Source organism: Ramlibacter pallidus (assembly GCF_015070875.1).
GTDB classification, from domain to species: domain Bacteria; phylum Pseudomonadota; class Gammaproteobacteria; order Burkholderiales; family Burkholderiaceae_C; genus Ramlibacter; species Ramlibacter pallidus.
Genome location: NZ_JADDIV010000003.1, coordinates 424,199 through 450,448, shown reverse-complemented (window position 1 = coordinate 450,448; position 26,250 = coordinate 424,199). Strand labels below are relative to the sequence as shown.

22 protein-coding genes are annotated in these 26,250 nt (G+C 70.9%); 17 read left to right on the top strand and 5 right to left on the bottom strand.

What is annotated here, in order from left to right; all coding sequences use genetic code 11:
* From coxB to IM787_RS11295, 9 genes are all read left to right on the top strand, one after another.
* Nucleotides 1-909: a cytochrome c oxidase subunit II gene (coxB, locus tag IM787_RS11335; RefSeq protein ID WP_354004399.1), complete on the top strand. Its 909-nt coding sequence runs from the start codon at nt 1-3 to the stop codon at nt 907-909.
* Entirely contained in the window at nt 906-3,416 is a 2,511-nt protein-coding gene (gene ctaD / locus IM787_RS11330) for a cytochrome c oxidase subunit I (protein ID WP_193676768.1), read from the top strand. Before coxB ends, ctaD begins: the two co-directional genes overlap by 4 nt.
* Nucleotides 3,417-3,478: 62 nt before the next feature.
* Nucleotides 3,479-4,798 (top strand): PQQ-dependent sugar dehydrogenase, encoded by a 1,320-nt coding sequence (locus tag IM787_RS11325; protein WP_193676767.1) that lies wholly within the window; start codon nt 3,479-3,481, stop codon nt 4,796-4,798.
* A 2-nt stretch (nt 4,799-4,800) separates the two neighbouring features.
* Nucleotides 4,801-5,574, top strand: coding sequence for an HAD family hydrolase (locus tag IM787_RS11320; RefSeq protein WP_193676766.1), 774 nt, complete (start codon nt 4,801-4,803; stop codon nt 5,572-5,574).
* Between the two features lie 163 nt (nt 5,575-5,737).
* Nucleotides 5,738-6,988 (top strand): sensor histidine kinase, encoded by a 1,251-nt coding sequence (locus IM787_RS11315; protein ID WP_193676765.1) that lies wholly within the window; start codon nt 5,738-5,740, stop codon nt 6,986-6,988.
* 8 nt (nt 6,989-6,996) lie between these two features.
* A complete protein-coding gene (locus tag IM787_RS11310; protein WP_193676764.1) occupies nt 6,997-8,769 on the top strand; it encodes a response regulator in 1,773 nt (590 codons plus the stop codon).
* A 24-nt stretch (nt 8,770-8,793) separates the two neighbouring features.
* Complete coding sequence (locus tag IM787_RS21500) at nt 8,794-10,926, top strand: cache domain-containing protein (protein WP_227494275.1); 2,133 nt, start codon at nt 8,794-8,796, stop codon at nt 10,924-10,926.
* An 86-nt stretch (nt 10,927-11,012) separates the two neighbouring features.
* On the top strand, nt 11,013-12,107 hold the full coding sequence (locus IM787_RS11300) for an extracellular catalytic domain type 1 short-chain-length polyhydroxyalkanoate depolymerase (protein WP_193676763.1): 1,095 nt from the start codon (nt 11,013-11,015) through the stop codon (nt 12,105-12,107).
* A gap of 8 nt (nt 12,108-12,115) precedes the next feature.
* Nucleotides 12,116-13,318 carry a lipase family alpha/beta hydrolase gene (locus IM787_RS11295; RefSeq protein ID WP_193676762.1) on the top strand — a complete coding sequence of 401 codons (1,203 nt, stop codon included), beginning with the start codon at nt 12,116-12,118 and terminating at the stop codon, nt 13,316-13,318.
* On the opposite strand, the gene IM787_RS11290 is transcribed toward IM787_RS11295, so the two are convergent.
* The 3 genes from IM787_RS11290 to IM787_RS11280 all read right to left on the bottom strand — a co-directional run bounded on the left by IM787_RS11290 (nt 13,293) and on the right by IM787_RS11280 (nt 16,304).
* The gene (locus IM787_RS11290; RefSeq protein WP_193676761.1) at nt 13,293-14,123 is read right to left on the bottom strand and encodes an isocitrate lyase/PEP mutase family protein; all 831 of its coding nucleotides are present in this window, start codon (nt 14,121-14,123) and stop codon (nt 13,293-13,295) included. The genes IM787_RS11295 and IM787_RS11290 overlap by 26 nt on opposite strands.
* Nucleotides 14,124-14,211: 88 nt before the next feature.
* Nucleotides 14,212-15,381 carry a Bcr/CflA family efflux MFS transporter gene (locus IM787_RS11285; RefSeq protein WP_193676760.1) on the bottom strand — a complete coding sequence of 390 codons (1,170 nt, stop codon included), beginning with the start codon at nt 15,379-15,381 and terminating at the stop codon, nt 14,212-14,214.
* Nucleotides 15,378-16,304: a ketopantoate reductase family protein gene (locus tag IM787_RS11280; RefSeq protein WP_193676759.1), complete on the bottom strand. Its 927-nt coding sequence runs from the start codon at nt 16,302-16,304 to the stop codon at nt 15,378-15,380. Before IM787_RS11280 ends, IM787_RS11285 begins: the two co-directional genes overlap by 4 nt.
* A gap of 59 nt (nt 16,305-16,363) precedes the next feature.
* Between IM787_RS11280 and IM787_RS11275 the strand changes: the two genes are divergently transcribed.
* Nucleotides 16,364-16,825, top strand: coding sequence for an EVE domain-containing protein (locus IM787_RS11275; protein ID WP_193676758.1), 462 nt, complete (start codon nt 16,364-16,366; stop codon nt 16,823-16,825).
* Between the two features lie 56 nt (nt 16,826-16,881).
* Here the strand turns inward: IM787_RS11275 and clpA are convergent, their stop codons facing one another.
* On the bottom strand, nt 16,882-19,227 hold the full coding sequence (gene clpA / locus IM787_RS11270) for an ATP-dependent Clp protease ATP-binding subunit ClpA (protein WP_193676757.1): 2,346 nt from the start codon (nt 19,225-19,227) through the stop codon (nt 16,882-16,884).
* Nucleotides 19,228-19,281: 54 nt separating this feature from the next.
* The gene (gene clpS / locus IM787_RS11265; protein WP_435531153.1) at nt 19,282-19,641 is read right to left on the bottom strand and encodes an ATP-dependent Clp protease adapter ClpS; all 360 of its coding nucleotides are present in this window, start codon (nt 19,639-19,641) and stop codon (nt 19,282-19,284) included.
* A 241-nt stretch (nt 19,642-19,882) separates the two neighbouring features.
* On the opposite strand from clpS, the gene IM787_RS21710 reads away from it, so the two are divergent.
* From IM787_RS21710 to mnhG, 7 genes are read left to right on the top strand one after another with little or no spacing between them, the layout of a single operon-like run.
* A complete protein-coding gene (locus IM787_RS21710; RefSeq protein ID WP_193676755.1) occupies nt 19,883-20,200 on the top strand; it encodes a cold-shock protein in 318 nt (105 codons plus the stop codon).
* Nucleotides 20,201-20,244: 44 nt separating this feature from the next.
* On the top strand, nt 20,245-23,145 hold the full coding sequence (locus tag IM787_RS11255; RefSeq protein WP_193676754.1) for a monovalent cation/H+ antiporter subunit A: 2,901 nt from the start codon (nt 20,245-20,247) through the stop codon (nt 23,143-23,145).
* Nucleotides 23,145-23,489 carry a Na+/H+ antiporter subunit C gene (locus tag IM787_RS11250; RefSeq protein WP_193676753.1) on the top strand — a complete coding sequence of 115 codons (345 nt, stop codon included), beginning with the start codon at nt 23,145-23,147 and terminating at the stop codon, nt 23,487-23,489. Before IM787_RS11255 ends, IM787_RS11250 begins: the two co-directional genes overlap by 1 nt.
* 11 nt (nt 23,490-23,500) lie before the next feature.
* Nucleotides 23,501-25,147, top strand: a complete 1,647-nt coding sequence (locus IM787_RS11245) for a monovalent cation/H+ antiporter subunit D (RefSeq protein ID WP_227494274.1) — start codon at nt 23,501-23,503, stop codon at nt 25,145-25,147.
* Nucleotides 25,144-25,635: a Na+/H+ antiporter subunit E gene (locus IM787_RS11240; protein ID WP_193676751.1), complete on the top strand. Its 492-nt coding sequence runs from the start codon at nt 25,144-25,146 to the stop codon at nt 25,633-25,635. Before IM787_RS11245 ends, IM787_RS11240 begins: the two co-directional genes overlap by 4 nt.
* Nucleotides 25,632-25,910 (top strand): K+/H+ antiporter subunit F, encoded by a 279-nt coding sequence (locus IM787_RS11235; protein WP_193676750.1) that lies wholly within the window; start codon nt 25,632-25,634, stop codon nt 25,908-25,910. The genes IM787_RS11240 and IM787_RS11235 overlap by 4 nt, the downstream gene beginning before the upstream one ends.
* The gene (gene mnhG / locus IM787_RS11230; protein WP_193676749.1) at nt 25,907-26,239 is read left to right on the top strand and encodes a monovalent cation/H(+) antiporter subunit G; all 333 of its coding nucleotides are present in this window, start codon (nt 25,907-25,909) and stop codon (nt 26,237-26,239) included. Before IM787_RS11235 ends, mnhG begins: the two co-directional genes overlap by 4 nt.
* Nucleotides 26,240-26,250: the final 11 nt, after the last annotated feature.

Sequence of the window (26,250 nt, the reverse complement as noted above, 5' to 3'; positions counted from 1 at the left end):
GTGCTGCAGCCCGCGGGCGAGGCCGCCCGCGCGATCGGGACGGTCAGCTGGGTGCTGATCGTGGGGGGCTTCGCCGTCCTGGCGATCGTCATGGCGCTGCTGGCCCGGTCGCTGCGGGCACGTGCCGGGCGCGTGCGGCCGATGCTTTGGCTCGTCGGTGGCGGCGTGCTGTTCCCGGGCGTCGTCGTCGCGGCGCTGTTCGCCTGGAGCCTGCCGATGAGCCCGGCATGGAAACCGGTGCCGCCGCCCGGCGCACTGGTCGTCGCGGTCACCGGGCACATGTGGTGGTGGGAAGTGCGCTACCGCGATCCCGCCACCGGCGCGGACGTCCTCGCCGCGAACGAGATCCGGATCCCTGTGGGGCGTCCCGTGTACCTCGCGCTGGCGAGCAAGGACGTGATCCACAGCTTCTGGGTGCCGCAGCTCGCCGGCAAGATGGACATGGTGCCCGGCCGCATGCAGCACCTGCTCTTGTCGGCGGACCGGCCGGGCAGCTACCGCGGCCAGTGCGCGGAATTCTGCGGCGAGCAGCATGCCCTGATGGCGCTGCACGTGGTCGCGCTGGAGCCGGCGCAGTTCGATGCCTGGCTCGCCGCGCAGGCGCAGCCGGCACGCGCCGCGCGGACGCCGGTGCAGGCCGAGGGCCGCGATGCCTTCCTGGCGGCCCGCTGCAACGCGTGCCACACCGTGCGGGGCGTCAGCGAAGAGGCGCGGCTCGGGCCCGACCTCACGCACGTGGGCAGCCGCCCGACGCTGGCCGCCGGGACGCTGGCGAACACGCAGGAGGCGCGGCTGCGCTGGATCGCCCACGTGCAGCAGGTCAAGCCCGGCGCACGCATGCCGTCCTACGACCGCCTGGAGCCGCGGGCGCTCGCCGCGATGGCGGAATGGCTGGGGGCGCTGCAATGACCGAAGGGCGGCGCCTTCCGAACCCGCTGCCGCGGCCGGCGAACGAACTCGACGACCTGGTGCGCGCCTGGCGCACGCCCAAGGGCTGGCGCAAGATCAGTTCGGTCAACAACACCGTGATCGGCCTGTTCTACATCGGCACGGCGCTGCTGTTCTTCGTGTTGGCCGGGGTGCTGGCGCTGGTGATGCGCGCGCAGCTCGCCGTGCCCGGCAACACCCTGGTGGACGCGGCCACCTACAACCAGCTCTTCACCATGCACGGCACGGTGATGATGTTCCTGTTCGCGGTGCCGGTGGTCGAGGCCGTGGCGGTCTACCTGCTGCCCAACATGCTCGGCGCGCGCGACTTGCCCTTCCCGCGGCTGTCCGCTTACGCCTTCTGGGCCTACTTCATCGGCGGGCTGGTCTTCTTCTGCACGATCTTCTTCGGCGCCTCGCCCGACGGCGGCTGGTTCATGTACCCGCCGCTGACGTCGAAGGTGCATTCGCCGGGCACAGGCGCCGACTGGTGGCTGCTGGGCATCGGCTTCATCGAGATCTCGGCGATCGCCGGCGCCATCGAACTCATCATCGGCATCCTCATGACGCGCGCCCCTGGCATGACGCTGATGCGGATGCCGCTGTTCGCGTGGGCGATGCTGGTGACGGCGTTCATGATCGTGTTCGCCTTCCCCGCCATCATCGCCGGCACGATCCTGCTGGAACTGGAACGCGCGCTGGACTGGCCCTTCTTCCTGCCGGACCGCGGCGGCGACCCGCTGCTGTGGCAGCACCTCTTCTGGTTCTTCGGCCACCCGGAGGTCTACATCATCTTCCTGCCGGCCGCCGGCATGGTGTCGATGATGGTGCCGGTGATGGCGCGCACGCCGCTGGTGGGCTACCGCGCCATCGTCTGGGCGCTGGCCGCCGTCGGCGCGATCAGCTTCCTGCTGTGGATGCACCACATGTTCACGGCGGGCCTCGGGCCGCTGGCGCTCTATGCGACGTCCGCCGCGAGCTTCGCCATTGCCATCCCGAGCGGCGTGCAGGTGTTCGCCTGGATCGCGACCTTCTGGAAAGGCACCGTGCGGCTGGAGACGCCGTCGCTCTTCCTGCTCGGCTTCCACTTCATCTTCGTGCTGGGCGGGCTCACGGGCGTGATGGTGGCGGTGCTGCCCTTCGACTGGCAGGTGCACGACAGCTACTTCATCGTCGCCCACCTGCACTACGTGCTGATCGGCGGCATGGTGTTCCCGCTGTTCGCGGGCCTGTGCTACTGGACGCCGGCCGTGAACGGCCACCGCCTTTCGGAACGCCTCGGGCGCTGGAGCTTCGGCCTGATGTTCGGCGGCTTCAACCTCGCCTTCTTTCCCATGCACATCGCCGGCCTGGCCGGCATGCCGCGCCGGGTGTGGACCTACCCGGCGGATGTCGGCTGGACGCTGTGGAACGTGCTTGCCACCCTCGGCGCCTTCGTGCTCGCCGCGGGCGTGCTGCTGTTCCTGGTGGACCTGGCCCGCACGCTGCTGCGCAAGGCGCAGGACCAGGGCAACCCGTGGCAGGCCGATTCCCTCGAATGGCTGCCGCAGGATTGCTACGGCGTGCGCAGCATCCCGCAGATCGAATCGCGCACGCCGCTGTGGGACCGGCCGGCGCTGTCGCAGGAAGTGGAAGCGGGGCAGCACTGGCTGCCCGGCACCGTGTTCGGCGGCCGCGAAACCCTCGTGACCAGCCCGCGCAAGGCGGAGATCCGCCACCTGCTGCGCCTGCCCGGGGACGGCTGGTCGCCGGTGCTGGCGGCCGCCGGCACCGCGGGCTTCTTCCTGCTGCTGACGGTGTCCTGGTACTTCACCGCGATCGCCTGCGGCGTCGTGTCCATCGCCGCGGTCGTCTGGTGGCTGTGGGGATCGGACCGGCCGCTGCCCGCCGCACACGCCACCATCGGCCAAGGCGTTTCGGTGCCGACGGTGGCGACCGGATGGCGCTCGCATTCGTGGTGGGCGATGGTGGTGCTCATCGCGGTCGACGCCACGGTGTTCGCGTCGCTGGGGTTCGCGCACATCCACGTCTCGATGAAGCTCGAAGTGTGCCCGCCGCCCGGCGCCGCCCTGCCGCCCGGCGGGCCGTGGCTCGCCGCGTTGTTGCTCGCGGGCTCGGCGGCCATGGCCTTCGCCGTGCGCCGCCTGCGCGGGGCGGCGCAAGGATGGATCCGCGCAGCGGTGCTGTTCGCCTTCTGCGCCACGGTCGGAGGCGCGGTCCTGGACATCGTGTCGCACGCGCAGGCGGGACTGTCCCCGCGCGCGGATGCGTGGAGTGCCACCGTCGCGGCGCTGCTCAGCTGGCAGGGCTTCCATGGCGCCGTGCTGCTGGTGATGGGCGGCTACGTGCTGGCCCGTTCGTGGTCCGGTCGCTTGCGCCAGGACGCGCGGGCCACGCTCGACAACACCGCCCTCTTCTGGCACTACGTGACCGTGCAAGGCCTCGCGGGCATGGCGCTGGTGCGACTGCTGCCGCAGTGGATGGGCTGAGTTCAGGTTTTCACGCCCTTGGCCTACAGGCCCGTGCGCGCCGGCCCGACCACACTGCCGGCATGAACCTCCGCCGTGCCCTCCCCCCTTCCGCGGCCGCCGTGCTGCTCTGCGCCGGCGCCGCATTCGCCCAGGCCCCCGGTGTCGGGCCGAGCCCGCAGCTGCCGGCCCCCGAGAAGAAGCTGATTCCCATCCCCACCGTGAACATCGCCCCGGCGGAAGGCTGGCCCCAGGGCGCGATGCCGAAGGCGCCGGCCGGCTTCCGGGTGACGGCCCTCGCGACGGGGCTGCAACATCCGCGCTGGGTCTACACGCTGCCGAACGGCGACGTGCTGGTGGCGGAGAGCAACAGCCCCAAGCCGAAGGAAGGCGCGAAGAACGTGCACGCCGAGGGCCTCCGCGGCAAGGCGATGGAGCTGGTGATGAAGCGCGCCGGCGCCGGCGTGCCCAGCGCCGACCGCATCACGTTGCTGCGGGATGCCGACGGCGACGGCGTCGCCGAGGTGAAGCAGGTGTTCCTCTCCGGGCTGACCTCGCCCTTCGGCATGGCGCTGGTGGGCAACGAGCTGTTCATCGCCAATGCCGACGCCATCGTGAAGGTGCCCTACCAGGCCGGCCAGACCAGCGTCTCCGCGACGCCAGCGAAGGTGACGGACCTGCCCTCCGGCGCGAACCACCACTGGACGAAGAACATCATCGCCAGTGCCGATGGCAGCAAGCTGTACGCCACGGTCGGCTCGAACAGCAACATCGGCGACAACGGCATGGCGTCCGAGGAAGGCCGCGCCGCGATCTGGGAGGTCGACCGCGCCACCGGCAACAAGCGCCTGTTCGCCACCGGCCTGCGCAACCCGAACGGCCTGGGGTGGGAGCCGCAGTCCAAGTCGCTCTGGACCGTGGTGAACGAGCGCGACGAGCTCGGTAACGACCTGGTCCCCGACTACCTCACCTCGGTCAAGGACGGCGCCTTCTACGGCTGGCCCTGGAGCTACTGGGGCCAGACCGTCGACACGCGCGTGCAGCCGCCCAACCCCCAGATGGTGGCCAAGGCGATCGCGCCGGACTACGGGCTGGGCGCGCACGTCGCGCCGCTGGGACTGGCGTTCTCCGACGCGCGCATGCCGCCGAACTATGCGAGCGGCGCCTTCATCGGCCGGCACGGCTCCTGGAACCGCAAGGACCTGGCCGGCTACGACGTCGTGTTCGTGCCCTTCGCCAACGGCAAGCCGGCGGGCCCGATGGTGCCCTTCCTCACCGGCTTCCTCAGCGACGACGGCAAGGCTTTCGGCCGGCCGGTGGGCGTGGCCCTCGACGGCAAGGGTGCGCTGCTGGTGGCGGACGACGTCGGCAACACCATCTGGCGGGCGGCGCCCGCGAACTGACGATGGCGCTCGACCTGCAGCGCGTGCGCGCCCTGTGTTTCGACGTCGACGGCACGATCTCCGACACCGACGACCACATCGTCGCCCAGCTCGCGAAGGCCATCGACGCGATCCCCGGCGTGAGCGGCCGCCGCGGCGAGCGCGTCGCGCGGCAGATCGTCATGGGCATGGAGACACCGGTGCACGGCGCCTATGCCTTGCTCGACCAGCTGGGCCTGGACGTCCCGGTCGCGAAGCTCCGGGCGCGCCTGCAGGCCGTCAAGCGCCGCGGCGCCGATCCGGGCCACACGCGCAACCCCGAAGCGATCGACGAAGTCCCGCACGAGATGGTGTCCGGCGTGCAGGAGATGCTGCAGGTGCTGGCGCGGCACTATCCGATGTGCACGATCTCCACCGGCTCCGCGCCGCGCGTGGAGCGGTTCCTGGAGCACTATGGGGTGCGCGGACTGTTCACCGCGGTGGTCGGCGCGCAGACCACCCGGCGCATGAAGCCGCATCCGGAGCCGCTGCTGTACGCGGCGAAGGAAATGGGCGTCGACCCCGCGCAGTGCCTGATGATCGGCGACACCACCATCGACGTGCGGACCGGCAGGTCCGCCGGCGCGCAGACCGTGGCCGTGCTGTGCGGCTTCGGCACCGAGGACGAACTGCAGGCGGCCGGCGCGGACCTGATCCTGCGCACCACGTCGGACCTGCTGGCGGTGCTCGATCCGCAGGAGGATCCCCTGGGCAAGACGGCCAGCCCCGAGCCGACCAGCCCGGTGCATGGCGGCTGATGCGAACTTAGGCGTGCATCCGCCTCGCCTTTGCGCACCATCGGGTTAGGCGCTTCCCCTCGTTCCGGCGCGCCATTCGCCTAAGCGAAACGCGGCCCGCCTTCCTAGAATCAAGTTGTTACGCGCTCGACCATGGGCGCGCGATGTTGGACGGATTCTTGGAATGCAGTACCCCCAAAACCGTCGCGTCCTCATCGTCGACGACACGCCGAGCATCCACGAGGACTTCCGCAAGATCCTCGCGCCGGACCTGCATGCGCCCCTGGAAGCCGCGGAGAGCGTGCTGTTCGGCTCCGGCCCGCGCGCCGAGTGGAGCTTCGCATTGTCGTCGGCGTACCAGGGCGCCGAGGCGCTGGCGCTGGTGGAGGCCTCCGTCTCGGCGGGCCAGCCCTATGCCGTCGCCTTCGTCGACATGCGCATGCCGCCCGGGTGGGACGGCATGGAGACCGTGGAACGGCTGTGGCAGGCGGATCCGCAGCTGCAGGTCGTCATCTGCACCGCCTACTCCGACCATCCCTGGCACGACCTGCTGGAACGGCTGGACGTGCAGGACCGCCTGGTCATCCTGAAGAAACCCTTCGACCTCATCGAGGTCAGCCAGCTCGCCCGCACGCTGAGCACCAAGTGGTCGCTGGCGCGCCAGGTGGAGCGGCGCGCGCAGGAGCAGGAGCTGGAGGTGGAGCACCTGCGCATCGCCGAAGGCACGCTGCGCGACCGGGGCGAGGACCTGAAGACCTTTGCCCGCGCCGTGTCGCACGACCTGCGTTCGCCGCTGGCGCTCATCTCCTCCTTCTGCCACCTGCTGCAGAAGGAACTGGACGCCGGCACGCCCGCCGCGCGGAAGTACCTGGAACACATCCAGAACCACGCCGCGCTGGGCCAGGAACTCGTCGCCGGGCTGTTGACCCTGACGCGCATCGATCGCGCGGAACTGCACCTGGAGCGCGTGGAGATCGGCCGGCTCGTCGCGGAGCACGCAGCCGAACTGCGCCAGGCCGCACCGCACCGCGACGTGAGCATCGAGGTGGAGGCAGGCATCGCGGTATCCGGCGATCCGCGCCTCGTGCGGATCGCCGTGCGCAACCTGCTGGAGAATGCCTGGAAGTTCACCGGCCGCCGCGCAGCCGCGCGCATCGAGATCGGCGTCACCCTCGGGCCGGATGGCTGCGAAGTGCTTTCCGTGCGCGACAACGGCTGCGGATTCGACATGGCGCAGGCCGACCGGCTGTTCCGCACCTTCCAGCGGCTGCTCCACGAGCACGACTATCCCGGCACCGGCGTCGGCCTGGTGACGGTCGAACGCGTCGCCGCGCGGCACGGCGGCCGCGCCTGGTGCACGTCCATTCCGGGTGCCGGCAGCACCTTCTTCCTTTCCTTCCCGTCCGGCCCGGTGGCATCCACCCCGGCGCACTAGATCCCTCCATGCAGTACCCCACCAACCGCCGCATCCTGGTGGTCGACGACATGCCGTCGATGCACCAGGACTTCCGCCGATCGCTGCAGGCCGGTTCGACGCCGGACGCCTTGCGCCAGCTCGAGGACGAGCTCTTCGGCGAACCGGTGGCGAAGGCCGCGGAGGCCTTCGAGATCGACTCGGCGTACCAGGGACAGGAAGCGCTGGCGATGACGGAGGCGGCGATCCGCGACGGCCGCCCGTACGCCGTCGCATTCGTCGACATGCGGATGCCGCCCGGATGGGACGGGGTGGAGACCATCGAGCGGGTCTGGGCCGCCGACCCGCACCTGCAGGTCGTGATCTGCACCGCCTACTCCGACCATCCCTGGGAGACGGTGCTGCAGCGGCTGGACGTGCAGGACCGGCTGCTGATCGTAAAGAAGCCCTTCGACATGATCGAAGTGGCGCAGCTCGCCCGCACGCTGACGGCCAAGTGGGACCTGGCGCGCCGGCTCGCGCGCCAGCTGGGGGAGCTGGAGGAGACCGTGCGCGAGCGGACGCGCGAGCTGCAGGCCGCCAAGGAGGCCGCGGAGCGGGCCACGCGTGCCAAGGACGAGTTCCTCACCAACATGAGCCACGAGATCCGCACGCCGATGAATGCGGTGATGGGCCTGTCGTCGCTGCTGCTGCAGACGCAACTGACGCCGTCCCAGCACGAGCACCTCTCGCGCCTGCACGATTCGGGCGAGCACCTGATGGGGATCCTCAACGACATCCTCGACTACTCCAAGGTGGAGTCGGGCAGGCTGCAGCTGGAATCGGTGCCCTTCGCGCTGGCGGGCGTGCTGGACCGCGTGCGCGACACCGTGGCGCAGAAGTGCGCGGCGAGGGGGCTGGAGCTGCTGTTCGAAGTGCCGGCCGAAGTGCCCGCCCGGCTGGTGGGCGATCCGCTTCGCCTGGCGCAGGTGCTGATGAATTTCGCCTCCAACGCCGTCAAGTTCACCGAGCGCGGCCGCATCACCGTGTCCGTGGGCCTGGCCTCGCGCAGCGGGCCCCGGGCGGTGCTGCGCTTCGCCGTCACCGACACGGGGATCGGCATCAGCGAGGAAGGCCAGCGCGGCCTGTTCCAGCGCTTCCAGCAGGCCGACACTTCCACCACCCGCCGCTTCGGCGGCACCGGCCTCGGGCTGGCGATCTCGCGGACACTGGCCACGCTGATGGGCGGCGACGTCGGGGTGACGAGCATCGCGGGCCAGGGCAGCTGCTTCTGGTTCACGGCCGACGTCGGCGTGGTCGAGGCGTCCGGTCCCGCTTCGCCGCCCAACCCGATGGCCCTCTCCGCCACCGATGCCGCGTCGCGCGCGGCCGAACAGGCCGAAGCCCGGGCCCGGCTGCAGGGCGGGCGCGTGCTGCTGGTGGAGGACAACGAGGTCAACCAGGTCGTCGCCTGCGCCTTCCTGCGCAAGGTGGGTCTCGAGGTCGAGGTCGCCGCCGACGGGCAGGCCGCGGTGGAGGCCGTGCAGCGCGCGAGCTTCGACGCGGTGCTGATGGACATGCACATGCCGGTCATGGACGGCATGGAGGCCACGCGCGCCATCCGCGCCCTGCCCGGCCTGCGGCACCTGCCGGTGATCGCAATGACGGCCAGCGTGCTGCCTCCGGACCGGCAGCGCTGCATCGACGCCGGCATGGACGATTTCATCGCCAAGCCGCTGGACGTCAGCGGCATGTGGCGGGTCCTCCTGCAATGGATCCCGCCGCGCATCGCCGCCCGCGCGGCCGCACCCCTGGGTGCCTGAACGCCTCCGGAAGGAACAGAGAGCATGACCGCTCCCGCCACCCTCGCCTCCGCCCTCCAGGAGGATGCCAAGTCGATCGTTTCCGGCCTGCGCCTGCGCGTGCTGCTGCCGCTGTGCCTGGGCCTGCTGCTGGCGCTCGGCGTCGGTGCGGTCGTGCTGGTCGTGGCGCAGCTGCACCACGAGGAACACGAAAGCGCCCAGGCCGACGAGAGCCTGGGCGTGATGCTCGAGGAGCGGACCGCCCACGACGTCGACGCCATGAAGTCGCTCATGCTCCTGGTGATGGCCGACCCGCGGCTGCAGGAAGCCATGGCCGCCGGCGACCGCGACGGGCTCGCCGTGGCCAGCGCGCCGCTGATGCAGGGCATCCGCGCGCGCAACGGCATCTCCCACCTGTACTTCATCCGCCCCGACCGCACCGTCCTGCTGCGTGCGCACCGCCCGGGTGAATTCGACGACCGCATCGACCGCTTCGTGCTGCGCCAGGCGCAGACCGCGGGCGGGTTCCATTCGGGCTACGAGCAGGGTCCGTACGGCAGCTACACCCTCCGCGTCGCCACGCCATGGGTGGTGGCGGGCCGCACCATCGGCTTCCTCGAGATGGGCGTGGAGTTCGAGGACCTCATGGCGGGCATCCAGAAGGCCCTGCACGCGGACATCGTGGTCGTGATGGACAAGGCGCTGATCGACCACGGGAAATGGATCACCGCCAACGCGCACAAGTCCCGCAAGACGCAGTGGGACGAGTTCCCCGAGGTGGTGGTCCTCAGCCGCACCGTCGCGAAGGTCCCGGAACAGGTCAGGGCCCACCTTTCCCGGACCGGCCGCCAGGCGGCGGAAGCGCGCTTCCGCGTCAAAGGCGACGGTACCGTGGCGCAGGTGGTCGCGCGGCCTCTGAAGAACACGCGGGGCATGGTGGTGGGCGAGGTCGTGATGATCAAGGACGTCACCGAGATCGACCGGGACGCCATGACCTCGCTGGCGATCGTCCTGGCCGCCTGCACCGCCATCGGCATCGCGCTTACCGCGTTCATCCACGTCGTGCTCGGGCGCGTGCAGAAGGACGTCGCCGTGCGGACGGCCCGCCTGGCGGAGACCCGCCGCGTGCTGGCGCACGAGCAGGACGAGCGGCAGCGCGCCGAACGCGAGCTCACGCTGCAGCAGGAGCGCAACGAACTGCTGGAAGCCCGCGCCCGCATGGCCGAGGAACTCAGCGAGGCCAACGGCAAGGCCGAAGCCGCGCTGCGCGAGAACGAGGAAGTCACGGCGCGCCTGCGCGAGGCGCAGAGCGAACTGCTCGCGACCGCGCGCGCCGCCGGACGGGCGGAGATCGCCACCAACGTGCTGCACAACGTCGGCAACGTGTTGAACAGCGTCAACGTCTCGGCCGGGGTGGTGGGGTCCACCCTGCGCAATTCGCGGGTGGCCGGCCTGGCCCGCGCCATGCAGCTGATGCAGGCCCATGCCGGCAACCTCGGCCAGTACCTGACGGCGGACGACAAGGGACGGATGCTCCCCGGCTACCTGGCGGCGGTATCCGAGGCGCTGTCGAACGAGCGGGACGGGATGCTGCAGGAGGTGGACCGCCTGATCAAGAGCGTGGACCACATCAAGGACATCGTGGCCACGCAGCAGTCGCATGCCAGCGCCGCCAACGTCATCGAACCTGTGCAGCCCTCCGAGCTGGCCGAGGATGCGCTGAGCATGCAGGGCACCGCGTTGGCGCGGCACCAGATCACGGTGATCCGCGACTATGCGGACCTGCCCCCGGTGCCCCTTGACCGCGGCCGCGTGCTGCAGATCCTCGTCAACCTCATCAGCAATGCCAAGGCGGCGATGTCCAGCGCGCAGCAGGGCGAGCACCGAATGACCCTGCACGTGGGGCGCTTCGGCAGCGACACGCTGCGCTTCAGCGTCAGCGACGCGGGCGAAGGCATCGCGCCCGAAAACCTCACGCGGATCTTCGCGCACGGCTTCACCACGCGGAAGGACGGCCACGGCTTCGGCCTGCACAGCAGCGCGCTGGCGGCCCGGCAGATGGGCGGCACGCTGACGGCGCACAGCGACGGGCCCGGCCGCGGCGCCACCTTCGTCCTCGACCTGCCGCTGGTCCCCGCGAGCGGCTCCGCCACGCCGGAGGCGGCCACCGCGGTGTAGGCCGGGAGGAATATTTCGGGCCCGCCTTGTGATTCGGCACGGCCGCCTGATATGGTGCAGTGCAACAACCTATCGGGGAACTGGCCATGGGCAGTACGGCTGAAGCGCTGGCTCGCGCGACACTCCTGACGCGCGAAGGGCGCCTGCGCGAGGCAACGGAGCTGATCCAGAGCACGCTCGCGGGCACCGCGGCGCGGCCCGCGCGCGATCCGCACCAAGCGGCGGAGAGGGCTCCGGACGTGAGCGACGTGCCCTTCCGCGAGCTGGGCACCGATGCCCAGCGGCTGGGTACGCCCGCCCCGGCGGCCTCGGGCGCGCGCGAAGCGTCGTTCACGTCGCACGTGTTCGCGCACGAGGGCCACCGTTGGCGGTATCGCCTGTACGAGCCGACCCGGGCGAACCCCGCGCTGCTCCTGCCCGTCGTGGTGATGCTGCACGGCTGCAAGCAGGATGCCGAGGACTTCGCGCGCGGCACCGCCATGAACGAGGTCGCCCAAGGCGAAGGTTTCCTGGTCCTGTATCCGGAGCAGCGGCGCAAGTCCAACCAGATGGGCTGCTGGAACTGGTTCGAGCCGCAGCACCAGCGGCGCGACGGCGGGGAACCCGGGATGATCGCGGCGCTCGTGCGATCGGTGCTTTCCGCGCACGGCGGCGATCCGGGCCGTGTCTACGTCGCCGGCCTGTCCGCCGGCGGCGCGATGGCAGCCACGCTGGCGGACCAGTACCCCGAGCTGTTCGCCGCCGTCGGCGTCCATTCCGGATTGCCGGCGCGCGCGGCCCACGACATGCCGTCCGCCTTCCAGGCCATGCGCAAGGCCAACCTGCGCGGCTCCTCGCGGTCCACCGCCGCGATTCCGACCGTCGTCTTCCACGGGACCGCCGATACGACGGTCGCCGCGGGCAACGGCGACGCCGTCATCGACCGGCAGCTGGCCGCGCACCGCGCCGCCGGCGTGCCGCTGGAACGCCGGGACGTCGCGGTGGACGGGCGCGGCCGCGCCGCGGCGCGGGTGCAGTGGGTGGACGCCGGCGGCCAGGCGGTGCTGGAACATTGGCGCGTGGCGGGCGGACCGCACGCCTGGTCGGGCGGCCGGGCGGAGGGCTCGTTCACGGATCCCCGCGGTCCCGATGCCTCGCGCGCCATGGCGGAGTTCTTCCTGCGCCACCGCAACGCGCCCTGAGGTCCCCGATGACGCCCCTTCCGCGCCAGAACCGGCCGCCCCGCATCGCGGACGTGCGGGGCGCCGTCCGGCTGGCCGTGGAAGGCGTGCACGGCGTCACGCGCGTGGCGGAGGGCCTGCACGGCAGCATCGCGCGCCTGCGCCCGCCCTTGGGCGAGGCGCGGGAGCAACCCACGCGCGGCATCACCGGATTCGTCTACCGCTCGGTGCGCGGCGCGAGCAGCCTCGTGGGCGCCGGCATCGACGCTGCACTCGGCGGGCTCGACGCCTTGTGGCCGGCCGGGCCGGAAAGCGATGCCGTCGCGCCCGAAGGCCCGCGCCTGCTCGCGGTGCGCGCCGCCCTCAACGGCATCGTCGGCGACCATCTCGCGCGCACCGCCAATCCCCTGGCGATCGCCATGGAACTGCGCGTGGCCGGACCGCCGCGCCCCCGCCTGCTGCTGCTGGTGCACGGCCTGTGCATGGCGGAAGCCCAATGGACGCACCGCGGCCACGACCACGGCCAGGCGCTGGCGGCCCGACTGGATCGCACGCCGGTCTACCTGCGCTACAACTCCGGCCGGCACGTGTCGGAGAACGGCGCGGAGCTCGCGGCCCGGCTCGAAGCGCTGCTCGCGGAGTGGCCGGTGCCGGTGGAGGAGATCGCCATCCTCTGCCACAGCATGGGCGGGCTGGTCGCCCGCAGCGCCGTTCACCAGGCACAGCAGGCCGGCATGGCCTGGCCGCGCCGGTTGGGACACATGGTCTTCCTGGGCACGCCCCACCACGGCGCCGCGCTGGAGCGCGGCGGCAACTGGCTGCACGAGGTGCTGGGCACGAGCCCCTACCTCGCCCCGTTCACCCGGCTGGGACGCCTGCGCAGCGATGGCATCACCGACCTGCGGCACGGCAACCTGCTCGCTTCCGATTGGCAGGACGGGCGCTTCGTGCGTCGCGACACGCGCACGCCGGTGCCGCTGCCGGCCGGCGTGGCCTGCCACGCCGTCGCCGGCGCCCTCGGGCGCGGCAAGGCCGCTGCGGGCGACGGCCTGGTCGCGGTCGACAGCGCGCTCGGCCGGCACGCGCACGCGGACCATCGACTCGCGTTCCCCGCCGGTCACACGCTCGTGGTGCGGGGTGCGCACCACTTCGACCTGCTCTCCAGCCCGGTGGTGCACCGCAAGCTGCGGCAGTGGCTCGCCGCGCCTAGGCCCGGCGGAACAAGCCGTTGAGTTCCGCGCCCGAGGCGGCGTCCGCGAAGCCGTCGAAGCGTCCCTGGGCCGCGATCATCTGGGCCGCGCGCATGAAGCCGCCCCAGGCCGAGCGCGCCATCGCACCGCCGACGCTCACGCGGCGCACCCCGAGCGCGGCGATGTCGTCCATCGTGAGGTCGGTGGTGAAGCCGACCAGCAGGTTCACCGGCTTCGGCGCCACGGCCGCCACGACCGCGGCGATGTGCTCGCGTGTGCGGATGCCGGGCGCGTAGAGGCAGTCCGCGCCGGCCTCGGCATAGGCGCGCAGGCGGCGAATGGCGTCGTCCAGGTCGGGCCGGCCGACGATGAAGTTCTCGGCGCGGCCGACCAGCAGGGTCTCGCCGCCGGTCGCGTCGATCGCTGCCCGCGCCGCGCGCATCCGCGTCACCGCCTCCTCGATGCCGCGCAAGGGCGATTGCGGATCGCCGGTGGAATCCTCGATCGACAGGCCCGCCACGCCCGTTTCGACGGCGAGCCGCACGTTCCGTGCGACGCCCTCGGCGTCCGCCGCGTAGCCGCCTTCGAAGTCGGCGTTCACGGGAAGGTCGGTCGCCGCCACCATCTCGCGCAGGTGCGCCAGCACGTCCTCGAGGCCCATCTGGCCGTCGGCCTGCGCATGGCGCCAGGCGACGCCGGAACTGGTGGTGGCCAGCGCCTTGAAGCCCAGCTGCTGCAGGTAGCGGGCACTGCCCGCGTCCCAGGGGTTCGGGAGCACGAAACAGCCGGACGCGTGCAGCTGGCGGAAGGCGCGTCGGCGGGCGGACGCGAGGTCGGGCGAGAGCATGGCAGCCTCCGGGGGCGTGTGAAGCCGTCCATTCTGCATGGCGTCGCCGAGGCCATGCTTGCAGCGGGGACGAAGCGACGTCGCCGTGTCAGGTGCTGCGCGGCGTGCGGTGCAGCGCGACCTGCGCCACGAGGCCGGCGCTCGCCCAGGCCAGCATCACCACGGCCAGGCCCACCTGCGTCTCGTGCGAGACGAGGCCGACCACGAACGACCCGAAGGCGCCGCTCATTTGCTGCATGAGGCCGGCGACCGCCGCCGCCGCGCCGGCAAGCGCGGGGATGAGCCCAACGGTCCCCGTCAACGTGGGCGGCGCCAGCAGCCCGTGCCCGATGCCCAGCAGGGCCAGCGGCAGCGCGAGCGCCAGGGGCGAAGCGGTGCCCCACAGGCCGAGTCCCAGCACGAGGAGCAGTCCGGTGAGGGTCCAGGCCTGCCCGAGGGCCATGATGCGGCGGTCGCTCGTGCGCCGCACCAGCCGGGTCGTCCAGAGGTTGCCGAAGATGTAGGCGATGGGGATGCACATGATGTACCAGCCGATGCGGTCCGGCGTGACGCCGTACGACTTCAGCACCAGCGGCGCGCCACCCAGGAAGGTGTAGAAGGTCGCGGTGGTGCACGCCATCATGGTCACGTACAGCAGGAAGCGCGGCTCGCGCAGCAGGCGCGCGTAGCCCGCCAGCAGCGTGCCGCGCGCGGCGTCGCGCCGCGGCGGCACCGCGGGCAGGCCCCGCCATGCCAGCACGAGCAGCACCGCCGCCAGCACGGCCATCACCACGAAGTTGGCGCGCCAGCCCAGGCTGACGTGCAGGTGCCCGCCCAGCAGCGTGGCCGTCGGCGGGCACACGCCCATCACCATGCCGACGAAGGCCATGACCCGCGTGCGCTCGCTGCCCGCGAACAGGTCCTGCACCATCGCGCGCCCCACCACCATGCCGGCCGCGGCGCCGGCCCCCTGCAGCACGCGCGCCAGCGTCAGCACGGCGAGGTTGGGCGCCAGGGCGCCGAGCACGGACGCCAGGCCGGCGAGCACGAGCCCGAACAGCAGCAGCGGCTTGCGGCCGAAGCGGTCCGACAGCGGCCCGTAGACCAGCTGCAGGATGCCGTAGGCCGCGATGTAGCCGCTCAACGTCAGCTGCACCGCCGCCTGGCCGCTGCCGAAAGTGGCCGGCCAGTCCTGCATGGAAGGCAGCGTGATCGTCATCGCGAGCAGCCCGAAGGCCAGCTGCGCGACGAGGTTGGGGACGATCCAGCGGGAACTCACGCCGGCGTCGGCCCGCGTTGCTCCACCAGCTTGACCAGCGCCCACAGCACGCGGTTCGCCGGCGTCGGCACGCCCAGCGCCTCGCCGCGCCGCACGACGTGCCCGTTCAGGAAGTCGATCTCGGTGGGCTTGCCGCGCGCGAGGTCCTGCGCCGTGGACGAAAGCTGCGAAGGCATGCTGGCGACCAGCTTGTCGACCGCCGCATGGGGGTCGGCGGGCAGCCGGATGCCTTCGGCGGCAGCGACCGCCAGGCACTCGTCGACCACGTCGCGCATGACCTGGCGGATGCCCGGCGCGGGCACGCACTCGCCGTAGGGCTTCTGCGCGATGGCCGAGATCGCGTTGTAGGCGGAATTGAGGACCAGCTTGAACCAGAGCGCGCTACGCACGTCGGGCGAAACCTCCGTCGGCACGCCGGCGGCGGCGAAAGCCTGCGCCACGCGGTCGGCCGTCCGCGCCGGCTCGATCACCAGCTCGCCCCGCCCGTGGTGGCGCAGGTGGCCCGGCCCGGCCATCTCGGTGGCGACGTACACCACGGCGGCGGCGACTTCGTGCTCCGGCAGCACGGTGCGCAGGCGGTCCGCGTTGTCGACGCCGTTCTGCAGGCAGAGCACGAGGGTGTCGGGGCGCAAGGTGGCGCGCAGCTCCCGGCCGGCGCCCTCGGTGTCCATCGACTTGACGCAGAAGAGCACGACGTCCGCCGGCGGCGCGTCGGCGGCCCGGATCACCCCCTGGAGCCGCACTTGCTCATCGAACATGCGGGTCTCCATGCGCAGCCCCTCGCGCCGGACCGCGTCGACGTGCGCCGGGCGGCCGACGAGCGTGACGCGGTGCCCCGCGCGGGCCAGCATGCCGCCGTAGAAGCAGCCGACGGCACCGGCGCCGAGCACCGTGACCTGGAGGGGAGGAGTGGAAGGAGCCATGGAGCGTGGACAGCGGGCGCGGAAAGCTGCATTCTAGGAAGACATCCTTTCCCCTGCCCATGAACTACTGGCTGATGAAGTCCGAACCGGACGAGGTCTCCGTCGACGACGCGCTCGCCGCGCCCCGCTCCACCGTGCCGTGGACCGGCGTGCGCAACTACCAGGCCCGCAACTTCATGCGCGACGCGATGAAGGTGGGCGACGGCGTGCTGTTCTACCACTCCAGCTGCGCGGAGCCGGGCATCGTCGGCATTGCACGCGTCGCGTCGACCGCCTATCCCGACCCCACCCAGTTCGACCCGAAGTCGCCCTACTTCGACCCCGCGTCCAGGCAGGATGCGCCGCGCTGGCTGCTGGTCGACGTGCAGGTGCAGAAGAAGACGCGCAACCTGACGCTCCCGGAGCTGCGCGCCGATCCCGATCTGCAGGATTTGGTCGTGCTCAAGCGCGGCAACCGCCTCTCCATCACGCCGGTCGAGCCCCGGCACTGGAAGACCATCCTGCAGCGGCTCCAGGGCTGAACCGACGGCCATGAAAAAGCCGCCCGAAGGCGGCTTTCTCGAGGAGGGGGCGAGGCTTACTGGCCGTCGCTGGAGATTTCCTCCGGCTCCGGCTTGGCCTTGCCTTCCTTCTTCGGCAGCGGCTGGATGTCCAGCTGCACGTCCGGCGTCTCGACGCCCTTGTCGTCGGTCTTGACCTCGATGTCCACCGTGAGGCGGCCACCTTCGGTCAGGCGCCCGAACAGCAGTTCGTCCGCCAGGGCCCGCCGGATCGTGTCCTGGATCAGGCGCTGCATCGGGCGCGCGCCCATCAGCGGGTCGAAGCCCTTCTTCGCCAGGTACTTGCGCAGGCTGTCGGTGAAGGTGACCTCCACCTTCTTCTCGGCGAGCTGCTGCTCCAGCTGGAGCAGGAACTTGTCGACGACGCGCAGGATGATCTGCTCGTCCAGCGGCTTGAAGCTGACGATGGCGTCCAGGCGGTTGCGGAACTCCGGCGTGAACAGGCGCTTGATGTCCGCCATCTCGTCGCCGGGGCTGCGCTCCGTCGTGAAGCCGATCACGGACTTGTTCATGGTCTCGGCGCCCGCGTTCGTGGTCATGATGATGATCACGTTGCGGAAGTCGGCCTTGCGTCCGTTGTTGTCGGTCAGCGTGCCGTGGTCCATCACCTGCAGCAGCACGTTGAAGATGTCCGGATGCGCCTTCTCGATCTCGTCGAGCAGCAGCACCGCGTGCGGCTTCTTCGTGATGGCTTCGGTGAGCAGGCCGCCCTGGTCGAAGCCGACGTAGCCCGGGGGCGCGCCGATCAGGCGCGACACCGCGTGCCGCTCCATGTACTCCGACATGTCGAAGCGGATCAGCTCGATGCCCATGATGTAGGCCAGCTGCTTCGCCGCTTCGGTCTTGCCGACGCCCGTGGGGCCGGAGAACAGGAAGGCGCCGATCGGCTTGTCGCCGCGGCCGAGGCCGCTGCGCGCCATCTTCACGGAGGCCGCCAGCACGTCGAGTGCCTTGTCCTGGCCGAACACCACCGACTTCAGGTCGCGTTCCAGCGTCTGCAGCTTGCTGCGGTCGTCGTTGGAGACGGACGCGGGCGGGATGCGCGCGATCTTGGCGACGATCTCCTCGACTTCCGCCTTGGAGATGGTCTTCTTGCGCTTGTTCACCGGCAGGATGCGCTGGGCGGCGCCGGCCTCGTCGATCACGTCGATGGCCTTGTCCGGCAGGTGGCGGTCGTTGATGTACTTGGCCGAGAGCTCCGCGGCCGCCTGCAGCGCGCCGGCGGCGTACTTCACGCTGTGGTGCTCCTCGAAGCGGCTCTTGAGCCCCTTGAGGATCTCGATCGTCTGCTCCACGCTCGGCTCGACCACGTCGACCTTCTGGAAGCGCCGCGACAGGGCCGCGTCCTTCTCGAAGATGCCGCGGTACTCGGTGAACGTCGTCGCTCCGATGCACTTGAGCGCGCCCGAGGACAGCGCCGGCTTCAGCAGGTTGGACGCGTCCAGCGTGCCGCCCGACGCCGCGCCGGCGCCGATGAGGGTGTGGATCTCGTCGATGAAGAGGATCGCGTTCGGCTTGTCCTTCAGCGAGCGCAGCACGCCCTTGAGGCGCTGCTCGAAGTCGCCGCGGTACTTGGTGCCCGCCAGCAGCGCGCCCATGTCCAGCGAGTAGACGTTCGAGTCCGCGAGGATCTCCGGCACGTCCTTCTGCACGATGCGCCAGGCCAGGCCTTCCGCGATCGCGGTCTTGCCCACGCCCGCCTCGCCCACCAGCAGCGGGTTGTTCTTGCGGCGGCGGCACAGGATCTGGATCACGCGCTCGACCTCGTACTCGCGGCCGATCAGCGGGTCGATCTTGCCGTCCTTGGCCTGCTGGTTCAGGTTGACGGTGAACTGCTCGAGCGGCGAGGCCTTCTCGTTCTTCTCGCCGCCCTCCTCGCCTTCGGAGCCGGTGTTCTCGCCGCTCTTGGCCGGCTCGGGCGGGTCGCTCTTCTTGATGCCGTGCGCGATGTAGTTCACCACGTCGAGACGGGTGACCCCCTGCTGGTGCAGGTAGTACACGGCGTGCGAATCCTTCTCGCCGAAGATGGCGACGAGCACGTTGGCGCCGGTCACTTCCTTCTTGCCGTTGCCGGTGGACTGCACGTGCATGATCGCGCGCTGGATGACGCGCTGGAAGCCCAGCGTCGGCTGGGTGTCCACGTCGTCCGTGCCGGCGACCTGCGGCGTGTTGTCCTTGATGAAGTTGGCCAGCGACTTGCGCAGGTCGTCGATGTTGGCGCTGCACGCGCGCAGCACCTCGGCCGCGCTGGGATTGTCCAGCAGGGCCAGCAAGAGATGCTCCACGGTGATGAACTCGTGGCGCTGCTGACGCGCTTCCACGAAGGCCATGTGGAGGCTGACTTCCAATTCCTGGGCAATCATGAGATTTCCTTCTGCCTGTCGTTCAAAACGTACTCTGTTCCTCTGAGTCCCGGCTTACTCCACCGGTTCACTCACACACTGCAGGGGATGCCCCGCCTGGCGGGCGGCCTCCTGCACCTGCTGGACCTTGGTCGCCGCGACGTCCCTCGAATAGACGCCGCAGATCCCTTTTCCGTCCAGGTGGATCTTCAGCATGATCTGTGTCGCCGTCTCTCTGTCCTTGTTGAAAAACTCCTGGATGACCACCACCACGAATTCCATGGGCGTGTAGTCGTCGTTCAGCATGACGACCTGGTACATCTGCGGGGGTTTGGTCTTCTGGGTTTTCCGCTCTGCCACCACCGAACCGCCGTCGTCGTCCGACGGCCGGATGACGGGACCGGCCGGGGGCGGGAGGGGTGTACGACTGGCCATGAAAATCATTCTATCGAGCGGGAATCGCACCCGCCGACCCAAGGTGAATTGGTGACGCTGCCGTCACATTCAAGCGACAAGGATCGATGCTCCCCATTTTTGAAGCACGCCGGCGTGCGGCCGGGCAGGAATTTGCCGCTTCCGCCGCCAGTCGCGCCGGATAAGTGAAATTATTGACAGTCGCGCTGGCTTCAAGGACACTCGCCCGCACTTGAGGGAACAAAAAACGGGGGCGAGCATCATGCCGACCGGCACAGTCAAATGGTTTAACGATGCCAAGGGGTTCGGCTTCATCGAGCCCGACGGAGGCGGCTCGGACGTCTTCGCGCACTTCTCCGCGATCACGATGGAAGGCTTCAAGACGCTGAAGCAGGGCTCCCGCGTCAGCTTCGACATCCAGGAAGGTCCGAAGGGCCAGCTCGCGCAGAACATCCAGCAGCAGCCCGGCCCCATCCAGACCCAGCCCTCGGCGCCCGACCGCCCGCAGCGCCAACCCAAGGTGCGCGCGCCCCAGTTCCACGCGGCCGGCGGCCACGGCGGAGAGCACGCCCAGAAGTGAGCTGAGTCCCGGGCCGGCGGCCAGCCCCTAGACTCGGGGCACCCATGTCGCTGCTGCTGGTCCTGCTGCTGCCCTTCGCGGGCGCGGCCATCGCCTCCCTCTTCCCCACGCGCGCCCGCAATGCGCAAGCGGCCTGGTCGGGCTTCGTCGCGCTCGCCACGGCGGCGCCCATCGCCCTGCTGTTCCCCCAGGTCCGGCACGGCGGCGTGCTGACGGAGCGGGTCGAATGGCTGCCCAGCCTCGGGCTGGACATCGTGGTGCGCATCGACGGCTTCGCCTGGATGTTCGCGCTGCTGGTGACCGTCATCGGCGCGCTGGTGGTCCTGTACGCACGCTACTACCTCTCGCACGACGACCCGGCCAAGCGCTTCTACTCGCTGCTGCTGGGCTTCATGGGGGCGATGCTGGGCGTCGTCGTGTCGGGCAACCTGGTGCAGCTGGTCGTGTTCTGGGAGCTCACCAGCCTGTTCTCCTTCCTGCTGATCGGTTACTGGTACCACCGCAAGGACGCGCGGCGCGGCGCGCGCATGGCTTTCACCGTGACGGCGGCGGGAGGGCTGGCCCTGCTGGCCGGCGTGCTGCTGATCGGCCACATCGTCGGCAGCACCGACCTGGACGTCGTGCTCGCCGCGGGCGACCGCATCCGCACCCATGCGCTCTACCCGCTGGCGCTGCTGCTCGTGCTGCTGGGCGCGCTGACCAAGAGCGCCCAGTTCCCCTTCCACTTCTGGCTGCCGCGCGCGATGGCGGCGCCGACGCCGGTCTCCGCCTACCTGCACTCCGCGACGATGGTGAAGGCCGGCGTGTTCCTGCTGGCGCGCCTGTGGCCCGTGCTCGCCGGCACGGACTCCTGGTTCTGGATCGTCGGCGGCGCCGGCGCCGCGACGCTGCTGCTGGGCGCCTACGTCGCGATGTTCCAGAACGACCTGAAGGGGCTGCTGGCGTATTCGACCATCAGCCACCTCGGGCTGATCACGCTGCTGCTCGGGCTGAACAGCGAACTCGCGGCCGTCGCGGCCGTGTTCCACATGATGAATCACGCGACCTTCAAGGCTTCGCTGTTCATGTCCGTCGGCATCATCGACCACGAGACCGGCACGCGCGACATGCGCCGGCTGGACGGCCTGTTCCGCTTCATGCCTTACACGGGCACGCTGGCCATGGTGGCTTGCGCGGCCATGGCCGGCGTGCCGCTGCTCAACGGCTTCTTGTCCAAGGAGATGTTCTTCGCCGAGACCGTGTTCGTCACCGGCCAGCCCTGGCTGGAGTACGGCCTGCCGGCGCTCGCCACGCTGTACGGCATCTTCGCGGTCGTGTACTCGCTGCGCTTCGGGCACGACGTGTTCTTCGGCCCGCGGCCGGTGGGCCTGCCGCGCGAGCCCGAGGAGCCGCCACACTGGATGCGCGTGCCGGTCGAATTGCTCGTGCTGGCCTGCTTGGTGGTCGGTGTCGCGCCCGCGCTGGTGATCGGGCCGGCGCTCGAGGCCGCGGCAAGGCCGGTCGTCGGCGGGCGGCTGCCCGAGTTCAGTCTCGCCGTCTGGCACGGCGTCAACCCGGCCCTGGTCATGAGCCTGGTCGCCCTCGCCGGAGGCCTGGCGGTGTACCTGCGCTACGCGCAACGCTTCAAGCAGCGCAAGCAGCGCGGCTCGCCCTTGCTCGGCGCCCTCGACGGGCAGCACATGTTCGAGACGGGCCTCGCCTGGCTGACCGGCCGGGCGCGCACGCTGCTGCGCTGGGCCGGCACCCGCCGGCTGCAGCCGCAGGTCCTCTGCCTGCTGGTGGTGTCCGGTGCGGCCGGCCTCGGGTCGGCGCTGATCGTCCCGCTGGAATGGGGCGACCGTGCCCGGGTCCCGGCCAGCCTCGAATTCGTGCTGCTCTGGGTGGCGGGCGCGGGTTGCGCCATCGGCGCCGCATGGCAGGCCAAGTACCACCGGCTGGTGTCGCTCGCGCTGCTCGGGGGCGTGGGCCTCGTGATCTGCCTCACCTTCGCGTGGTTCTCGGCGCCCGATCTCGCGCTGACGCAGCTGGCGGTGGAAGCGGTGACGACGGTGCTGTTCCTGCTGGGCCTGCGGTGGCTGCCCAAGCGGCTGGAGCGCGACCATCCCTTGCAGGCCGCGCGCGCGGCGTGGCGCCGCCGACGCGACCTCGCCCTGGCGGCGGCGACGGGCATGGGGCTGGCGGCCCTCTCGTACGCCATGCTCACGCGCACGGCGCCGCAGAGCATCTCGCCCTTCTTCCTGGCCCGCGCGCTGCCGGAAGGCGGCGGCACCAACGTGGTCAACGTGATGCTGGTGGACTTCCGCGCCTTCGACACCTTGGGCGAGATCACCGTGCTGGCCGCCGTGGCCCTGACGGTCTACGCGCTGTTGCGTCGCTTCCGGCCCCCCGGCGAGACGATCGCGCCGCCGCCCCAGCAGCAGCGCATCGCGCCGGACGCGCGCAGCGACCTGGTGCGGCCGCGGCAGACGGGCGACGACGAGCGCGGCTACCTGATCGTGCCCGCCGTGCTGGTGCGGCTGCTGCTCCCGGTGGCCGGCGTACTGGCGCTGCACCTCTTCCTGCGCGGCCACAACGAGCCGGGCGGCGGCTTCGTCGCCGGGCTGGTCATGGCGATCGCCTTCATCGCGCAGTACATGGTGGGGGGGACGCACTGGGTCGAGGCCCGCATGAACCTGCGGCCGCCGCGCTGGATCGCCGCCGGGCTGCTGCTGTCGCTCGCCACCGGCCTCGGCGCGCTGGCGTTCGGCTATCCCTTCCTGACTTCGCACACCGCGCATTTCCAGCTGCCGCTGTTCGGCGAGATCCACCTGCCGAGCGCGTTCTTCTTCGACCTCGGGGTGTTCGCGGTGGTGCTGGGTTCGGTGCTGCTCCTGCTGACCGCGCTGGCCCACCAGTCGCTGCGCGCGCAGCGCCGCCCGCAACAAGGCCCGGGAGCGACCAGCTGATGGAAATCGTCATCTCCCTCGCGATCGGCGTGCTCGCCGCGGCCGGCGTGTGGCTGGTGCTGCGGCCGCGGACCTTCCAGGTGCTGGTCGGCCTGTCGCTGCTCTCGTACGCGGTCAACCTGTTCATCTTCAGCGTGGGCAGCCTCGCCATCGACCGCGAGCCGATCGTGCAGGCGGCCCTGCAGCCGACGCTCCAGGACTATTCCGATCCCCTGCCGCAGTCCCTGGTGCTCACCGCGATCGTGATCGGCTTCGCGACGACGGCGCTGTTCCTGGTCGTGCTGCTGGCGCTGCGCGGCCTGAGCGGCAGCGACCACGTGGACGGTGAGGAGGAGCGGCCGTGATGCAGCTCTCGATGGCACATCTCATCGTGCTGCCGGTGCTGCTGCCGCTCGCCTTCGCCGCGCTCCTGGCGGGCCTGGGCGAACGGCGCCGGCGCGCCAAGGCGGCGCTGAGCCTGCTGTCGTGCGTGCTGATGCTCGCCACGGCCATCGCGCTGCTGCTCTGGGTGGACCGGGCCGCCACTCCCGGCGCCTTCGGCGTCTACCTCCCCGGCAACTGGAGCGTCCCCTTCGGCATCGTGCTGGTCGTCGACCGCCTCTCCGCCCTGATGCTGGTGCTGTCGGCCACCGCGGGGCTGGCGACGCTCCTGTTCTCGCTGGCGCGCTGGCACCGGGCCGGGGTGCACTTCCACCCGCTGCTGCAGATGCAGCTGATGGGCCTGAACGGCGCCTTCCTCACGGCCGACCTGTTCAACCTGTTCGTGTTCTTCGAAGTGCTGCTCGCCGCGTCCTACGGGCTGCTGCTCCACGGCGGCGGCGGGCCGCGGGTGCGGGCGGGGCTGCACTACATCGCCGTCAACCTCTTCGCCTCGCTGCTGTTCCTGGTCGGCGTGGCCCTGCTCTACGGCGTCACCGGCACGCTGAACATGGCGGACGTGGCAGCCAAGCTGTCCGCCGTGCCGGCGTCCGACCGCGGCTTGCTGCACGCGGCCGCGGCGCTGCTGGGCGTCGCCTTCCTCACCAAGGCCGCGGTGTGGCCCCTGAACTTCTGGCTCGTTCCCGCCTACGCCGCGGCAAGCACGCCGGTTTCCGCCCTGTTCGCGATCCTGACCAAGGTGGGCGCGTACGCGGTGCTCCGCCTCTGGACGCTCTGCTTCCCCGCCAGCGCGGGCGCTTCGGCGCTGTTCGGCGGCCACGTGCTCGTCTGGGCCGGCCTGGCCACGCTCGCGTTCGGTGCCGTGGGCATGATGGCCTCGCAGCGTCTCGCCCGCCTGGCCGGCTACAGCATCATCGCGTCGTCCGGGACGCTGGTGGCGGCGACGGGCTTCGACGATCCCGCGCTGACCGCGGGTGCGCTTTTCTACCTGGCCAGCGCGACGCTCGCGGCCGGCGCCATGTTCCTGCTGGTCGAACTCATGGACCGCGCGCGGGCCCTGGAAGTCGACCTGCCGTCGGCGGTCGTGACCGACGTGCGGCTGCCGGCGTTCGCGGAGACGGACCGCCACGCGGACGCCAACCTCGACGACGACCAGACGGTGCTGATCGGCCGGGCGATCCCCGCGGCCGTGGCCTTCCTGGGCCTGGCCTTCATGCTCGCGACCCTGGTGCTGGCGGGCCTGCCGCCGCTTTCCGGCTTCGTCGCCAAGGTGGCGATGCTTGACGCACTGCTCGAACTGCCGTCCGGCGCCGGTCCGTACGGCGGCCGGGGCGCGCTGTTCGCGCTGCAGATCCTCTCCGGGCTGCTCGCCGCCATCGCGCTGTCGCGCATCGGCATGCGGCTGTTCTGGAGTCCCGAGGACCAGTCGGCCACGCGCCTGCGGGTGGCGGAGACCGCGCCGGTGGCCCTGCTGCTCGGCACGTGCGTGGCGCTGGTCGTGGCGGCCGAACCGGCGCTGCGCTACATGCGCGACACGGCCGACGCGCTGCACGACCCGCAGCAGTACATCCGCACCGTGCTGTCGGCGCGACCGCTGCCGTACCCGTCGCAGGTGAAGCCATGAAGCGCTGGCTGCCTTCGCCCTTCCTCTCGCTCGCGCTCGCCGCCATGTGGCTGCTGCTGAACCGCTCCCTGTCCCCTGGGCACCTGTTCCTGGCCGTGCTCGTGGGCTGGCTGATGCCCTGGCTGATGGCGCCGCTGCGGCCCGCCGCCGGGCGCATCGCGCGGCCGGGCGTGCTGCTGCGGCTGGTGCTGCGCGTGGGCGGCGACGTGATCGTCTCCGCGTTGCAGGTCGCCGGCGGCGTGCTCCTGGCGCGGCGCCGCGCACCGCGCGCCCGTTTCCTCGTCGTCCCGCTGGAGCTGCGCGACCCCTTCGCGCTGGCCGCGCTCGCCTGCATCACCACGGTCGTCCCGGGGACGGTCTGGGCCGAGCTGTCGCGCGACCGCTCGCAGCTGCGCCTGCACGTCTTCGACGAGGCCGGCGACGAGGACTTCATCCAGCGCTACAAGACGCGCTACGAAGCCCCCCTGAAGGAGATCTTCGAACCATGACCCCCCTGCTGTCCTGGGCGGTCGCCGCCACCCTGGTGCTGTACGCCGTCGCGATCGTGCTGGCGCTGGTGCGCGTGCTCCGCGGCCCGCGCGCGCAGGACCGCGTGCTGGCCCTCGACTTCATGTTCATCGTGGCGCTGCTCGCGATGATGGTGCTGGCGATCCGCTACGACAGCCGCATGTACTTCGAAGGCGCCCTGCTGATGGCGCTGTTCGGGTTCGTGGGATCGGCGGCCCTGGCCAAGTTCCTGCTGCGCGGGGAGGTCATCGAATGAGCGACGTCCTGGTCGCCGCGCTGCTGGTCGGCAGCGGGCTGCTGGCGCTGGTCGGCGCGATCGGCCTGGTGCGCCTGCCGGACTTCTTCCTGCGCATGCACGCGCCCTCGCTCGCCTATACGCTGGGGAGCTGGCTGGTGACGCTGGCGACGGTGGTCCACTTCACCGCACACGAGGGCGTGCTGTCGCTGCACGCCTGGCTGATCATCGTCCTGCTGTCGATCACGGCGCCCGTCACCACGGTGCTGCTGGCGCGCGCCGCCCTGTTCCGCGGCCGGGCGAACGCGCCGGAGGAAGTGCCGCCGCCGCTGCAGGAGGGCGGCCGGTAGGGCCGCGCCGC

Excerpts from the sequence above, each read along its gene's own strand:
- clpS (WP_435531153.1), bottom strand. The coding sequence starts at position 19,641 with ATGGCCAGTCGTACACCCCTCCCGCCCCCGGCCGGTCCCGTCATCCGG.
- IM787_RS11280 (WP_193676759.1), bottom strand. The coding sequence starts at position 16,304 with ATGGCTCCTTCCACTCCTCCCCTCCAGGTCACGGTGCTCGGCGCCGGT.
- mnhG (WP_193676749.1), top strand. The coding sequence starts at position 25,907 with ATGAGCGACGTCCTGGTCGCCGCGCTGCTGGTCGGCAGCGGGCTGCTG.
- IM787_RS11300 (WP_193676763.1), top strand. The coding sequence starts at position 11,013 with ATGGGCAGTACGGCTGAAGCGCTGGCTCGCGCGACACTCCTGACGCGC.
- clpA (WP_193676757.1), bottom strand. The coding sequence starts at position 19,227 with ATGATTGCCCAGGAATTGGAAGTCAGCCTCCACATGGCCTTCGTGGAA.
- IM787_RS11315 (WP_193676765.1), top strand. The coding sequence starts at position 5,738 with ATGCAGTACCCCCAAAACCGTCGCGTCCTCATCGTCGACGACACGCCG.
- IM787_RS11250 (WP_193676753.1), top strand. The coding sequence starts at position 23,145 with ATGGAAATCGTCATCTCCCTCGCGATCGGCGTGCTCGCCGCGGCCGGC.
- IM787_RS11245 (WP_227494274.1), top strand. The coding sequence starts at position 23,501 with ATGGCACATCTCATCGTGCTGCCGGTGCTGCTGCCGCTCGCCTTCGCC.
- IM787_RS11290 (WP_193676761.1), bottom strand. The coding sequence starts at position 14,123 with ATGCTCTCGCCCGACCTCGCGTCCGCCCGCCGACGCGCCTTCCGCCAG.
- IM787_RS11255 (WP_193676754.1), top strand. The coding sequence starts at position 20,245 with ATGTCGCTGCTGCTGGTCCTGCTGCTGCCCTTCGCGGGCGCGGCCATC.
- ctaD (WP_193676768.1), top strand. The coding sequence starts at position 906 with ATGACCGAAGGGCGGCGCCTTCCGAACCCGCTGCCGCGGCCGGCGAAC.
- IM787_RS11240 (WP_193676751.1), top strand. The coding sequence starts at position 25,144 with ATGAAGCGCTGGCTGCCTTCGCCCTTCCTCTCGCTCGCGCTCGCCGCC.
- IM787_RS11235 (WP_193676750.1), top strand. The coding sequence starts at position 25,632 with ATGACCCCCCTGCTGTCCTGGGCGGTCGCCGCCACCCTGGTGCTGTAC.
- IM787_RS21710 (WP_193676755.1), top strand. The coding sequence starts at position 19,883 with ATGCCGACCGGCACAGTCAAATGGTTTAACGATGCCAAGGGGTTCGGC.
- IM787_RS11320 (WP_193676766.1), top strand. The coding sequence starts at position 4,801 with ATGGCGCTCGACCTGCAGCGCGTGCGCGCCCTGTGTTTCGACGTCGAC.
- IM787_RS11310 (WP_193676764.1), top strand. The coding sequence starts at position 6,997 with ATGCAGTACCCCACCAACCGCCGCATCCTGGTGGTCGACGACATGCCG.
- IM787_RS11275 (WP_193676758.1), top strand. The coding sequence starts at position 16,364 with ATGAACTACTGGCTGATGAAGTCCGAACCGGACGAGGTCTCCGTCGAC.
- IM787_RS11325 (WP_193676767.1), top strand. The coding sequence starts at position 3,479 with ATGAACCTCCGCCGTGCCCTCCCCCCTTCCGCGGCCGCCGTGCTGCTC.
- IM787_RS11295 (WP_193676762.1), top strand. The coding sequence starts at position 12,116 with ATGACGCCCCTTCCGCGCCAGAACCGGCCGCCCCGCATCGCGGACGTG.
- IM787_RS21500 (WP_227494275.1), top strand. The coding sequence starts at position 8,794 with ATGACCGCTCCCGCCACCCTCGCCTCCGCCCTCCAGGAGGATGCCAAG.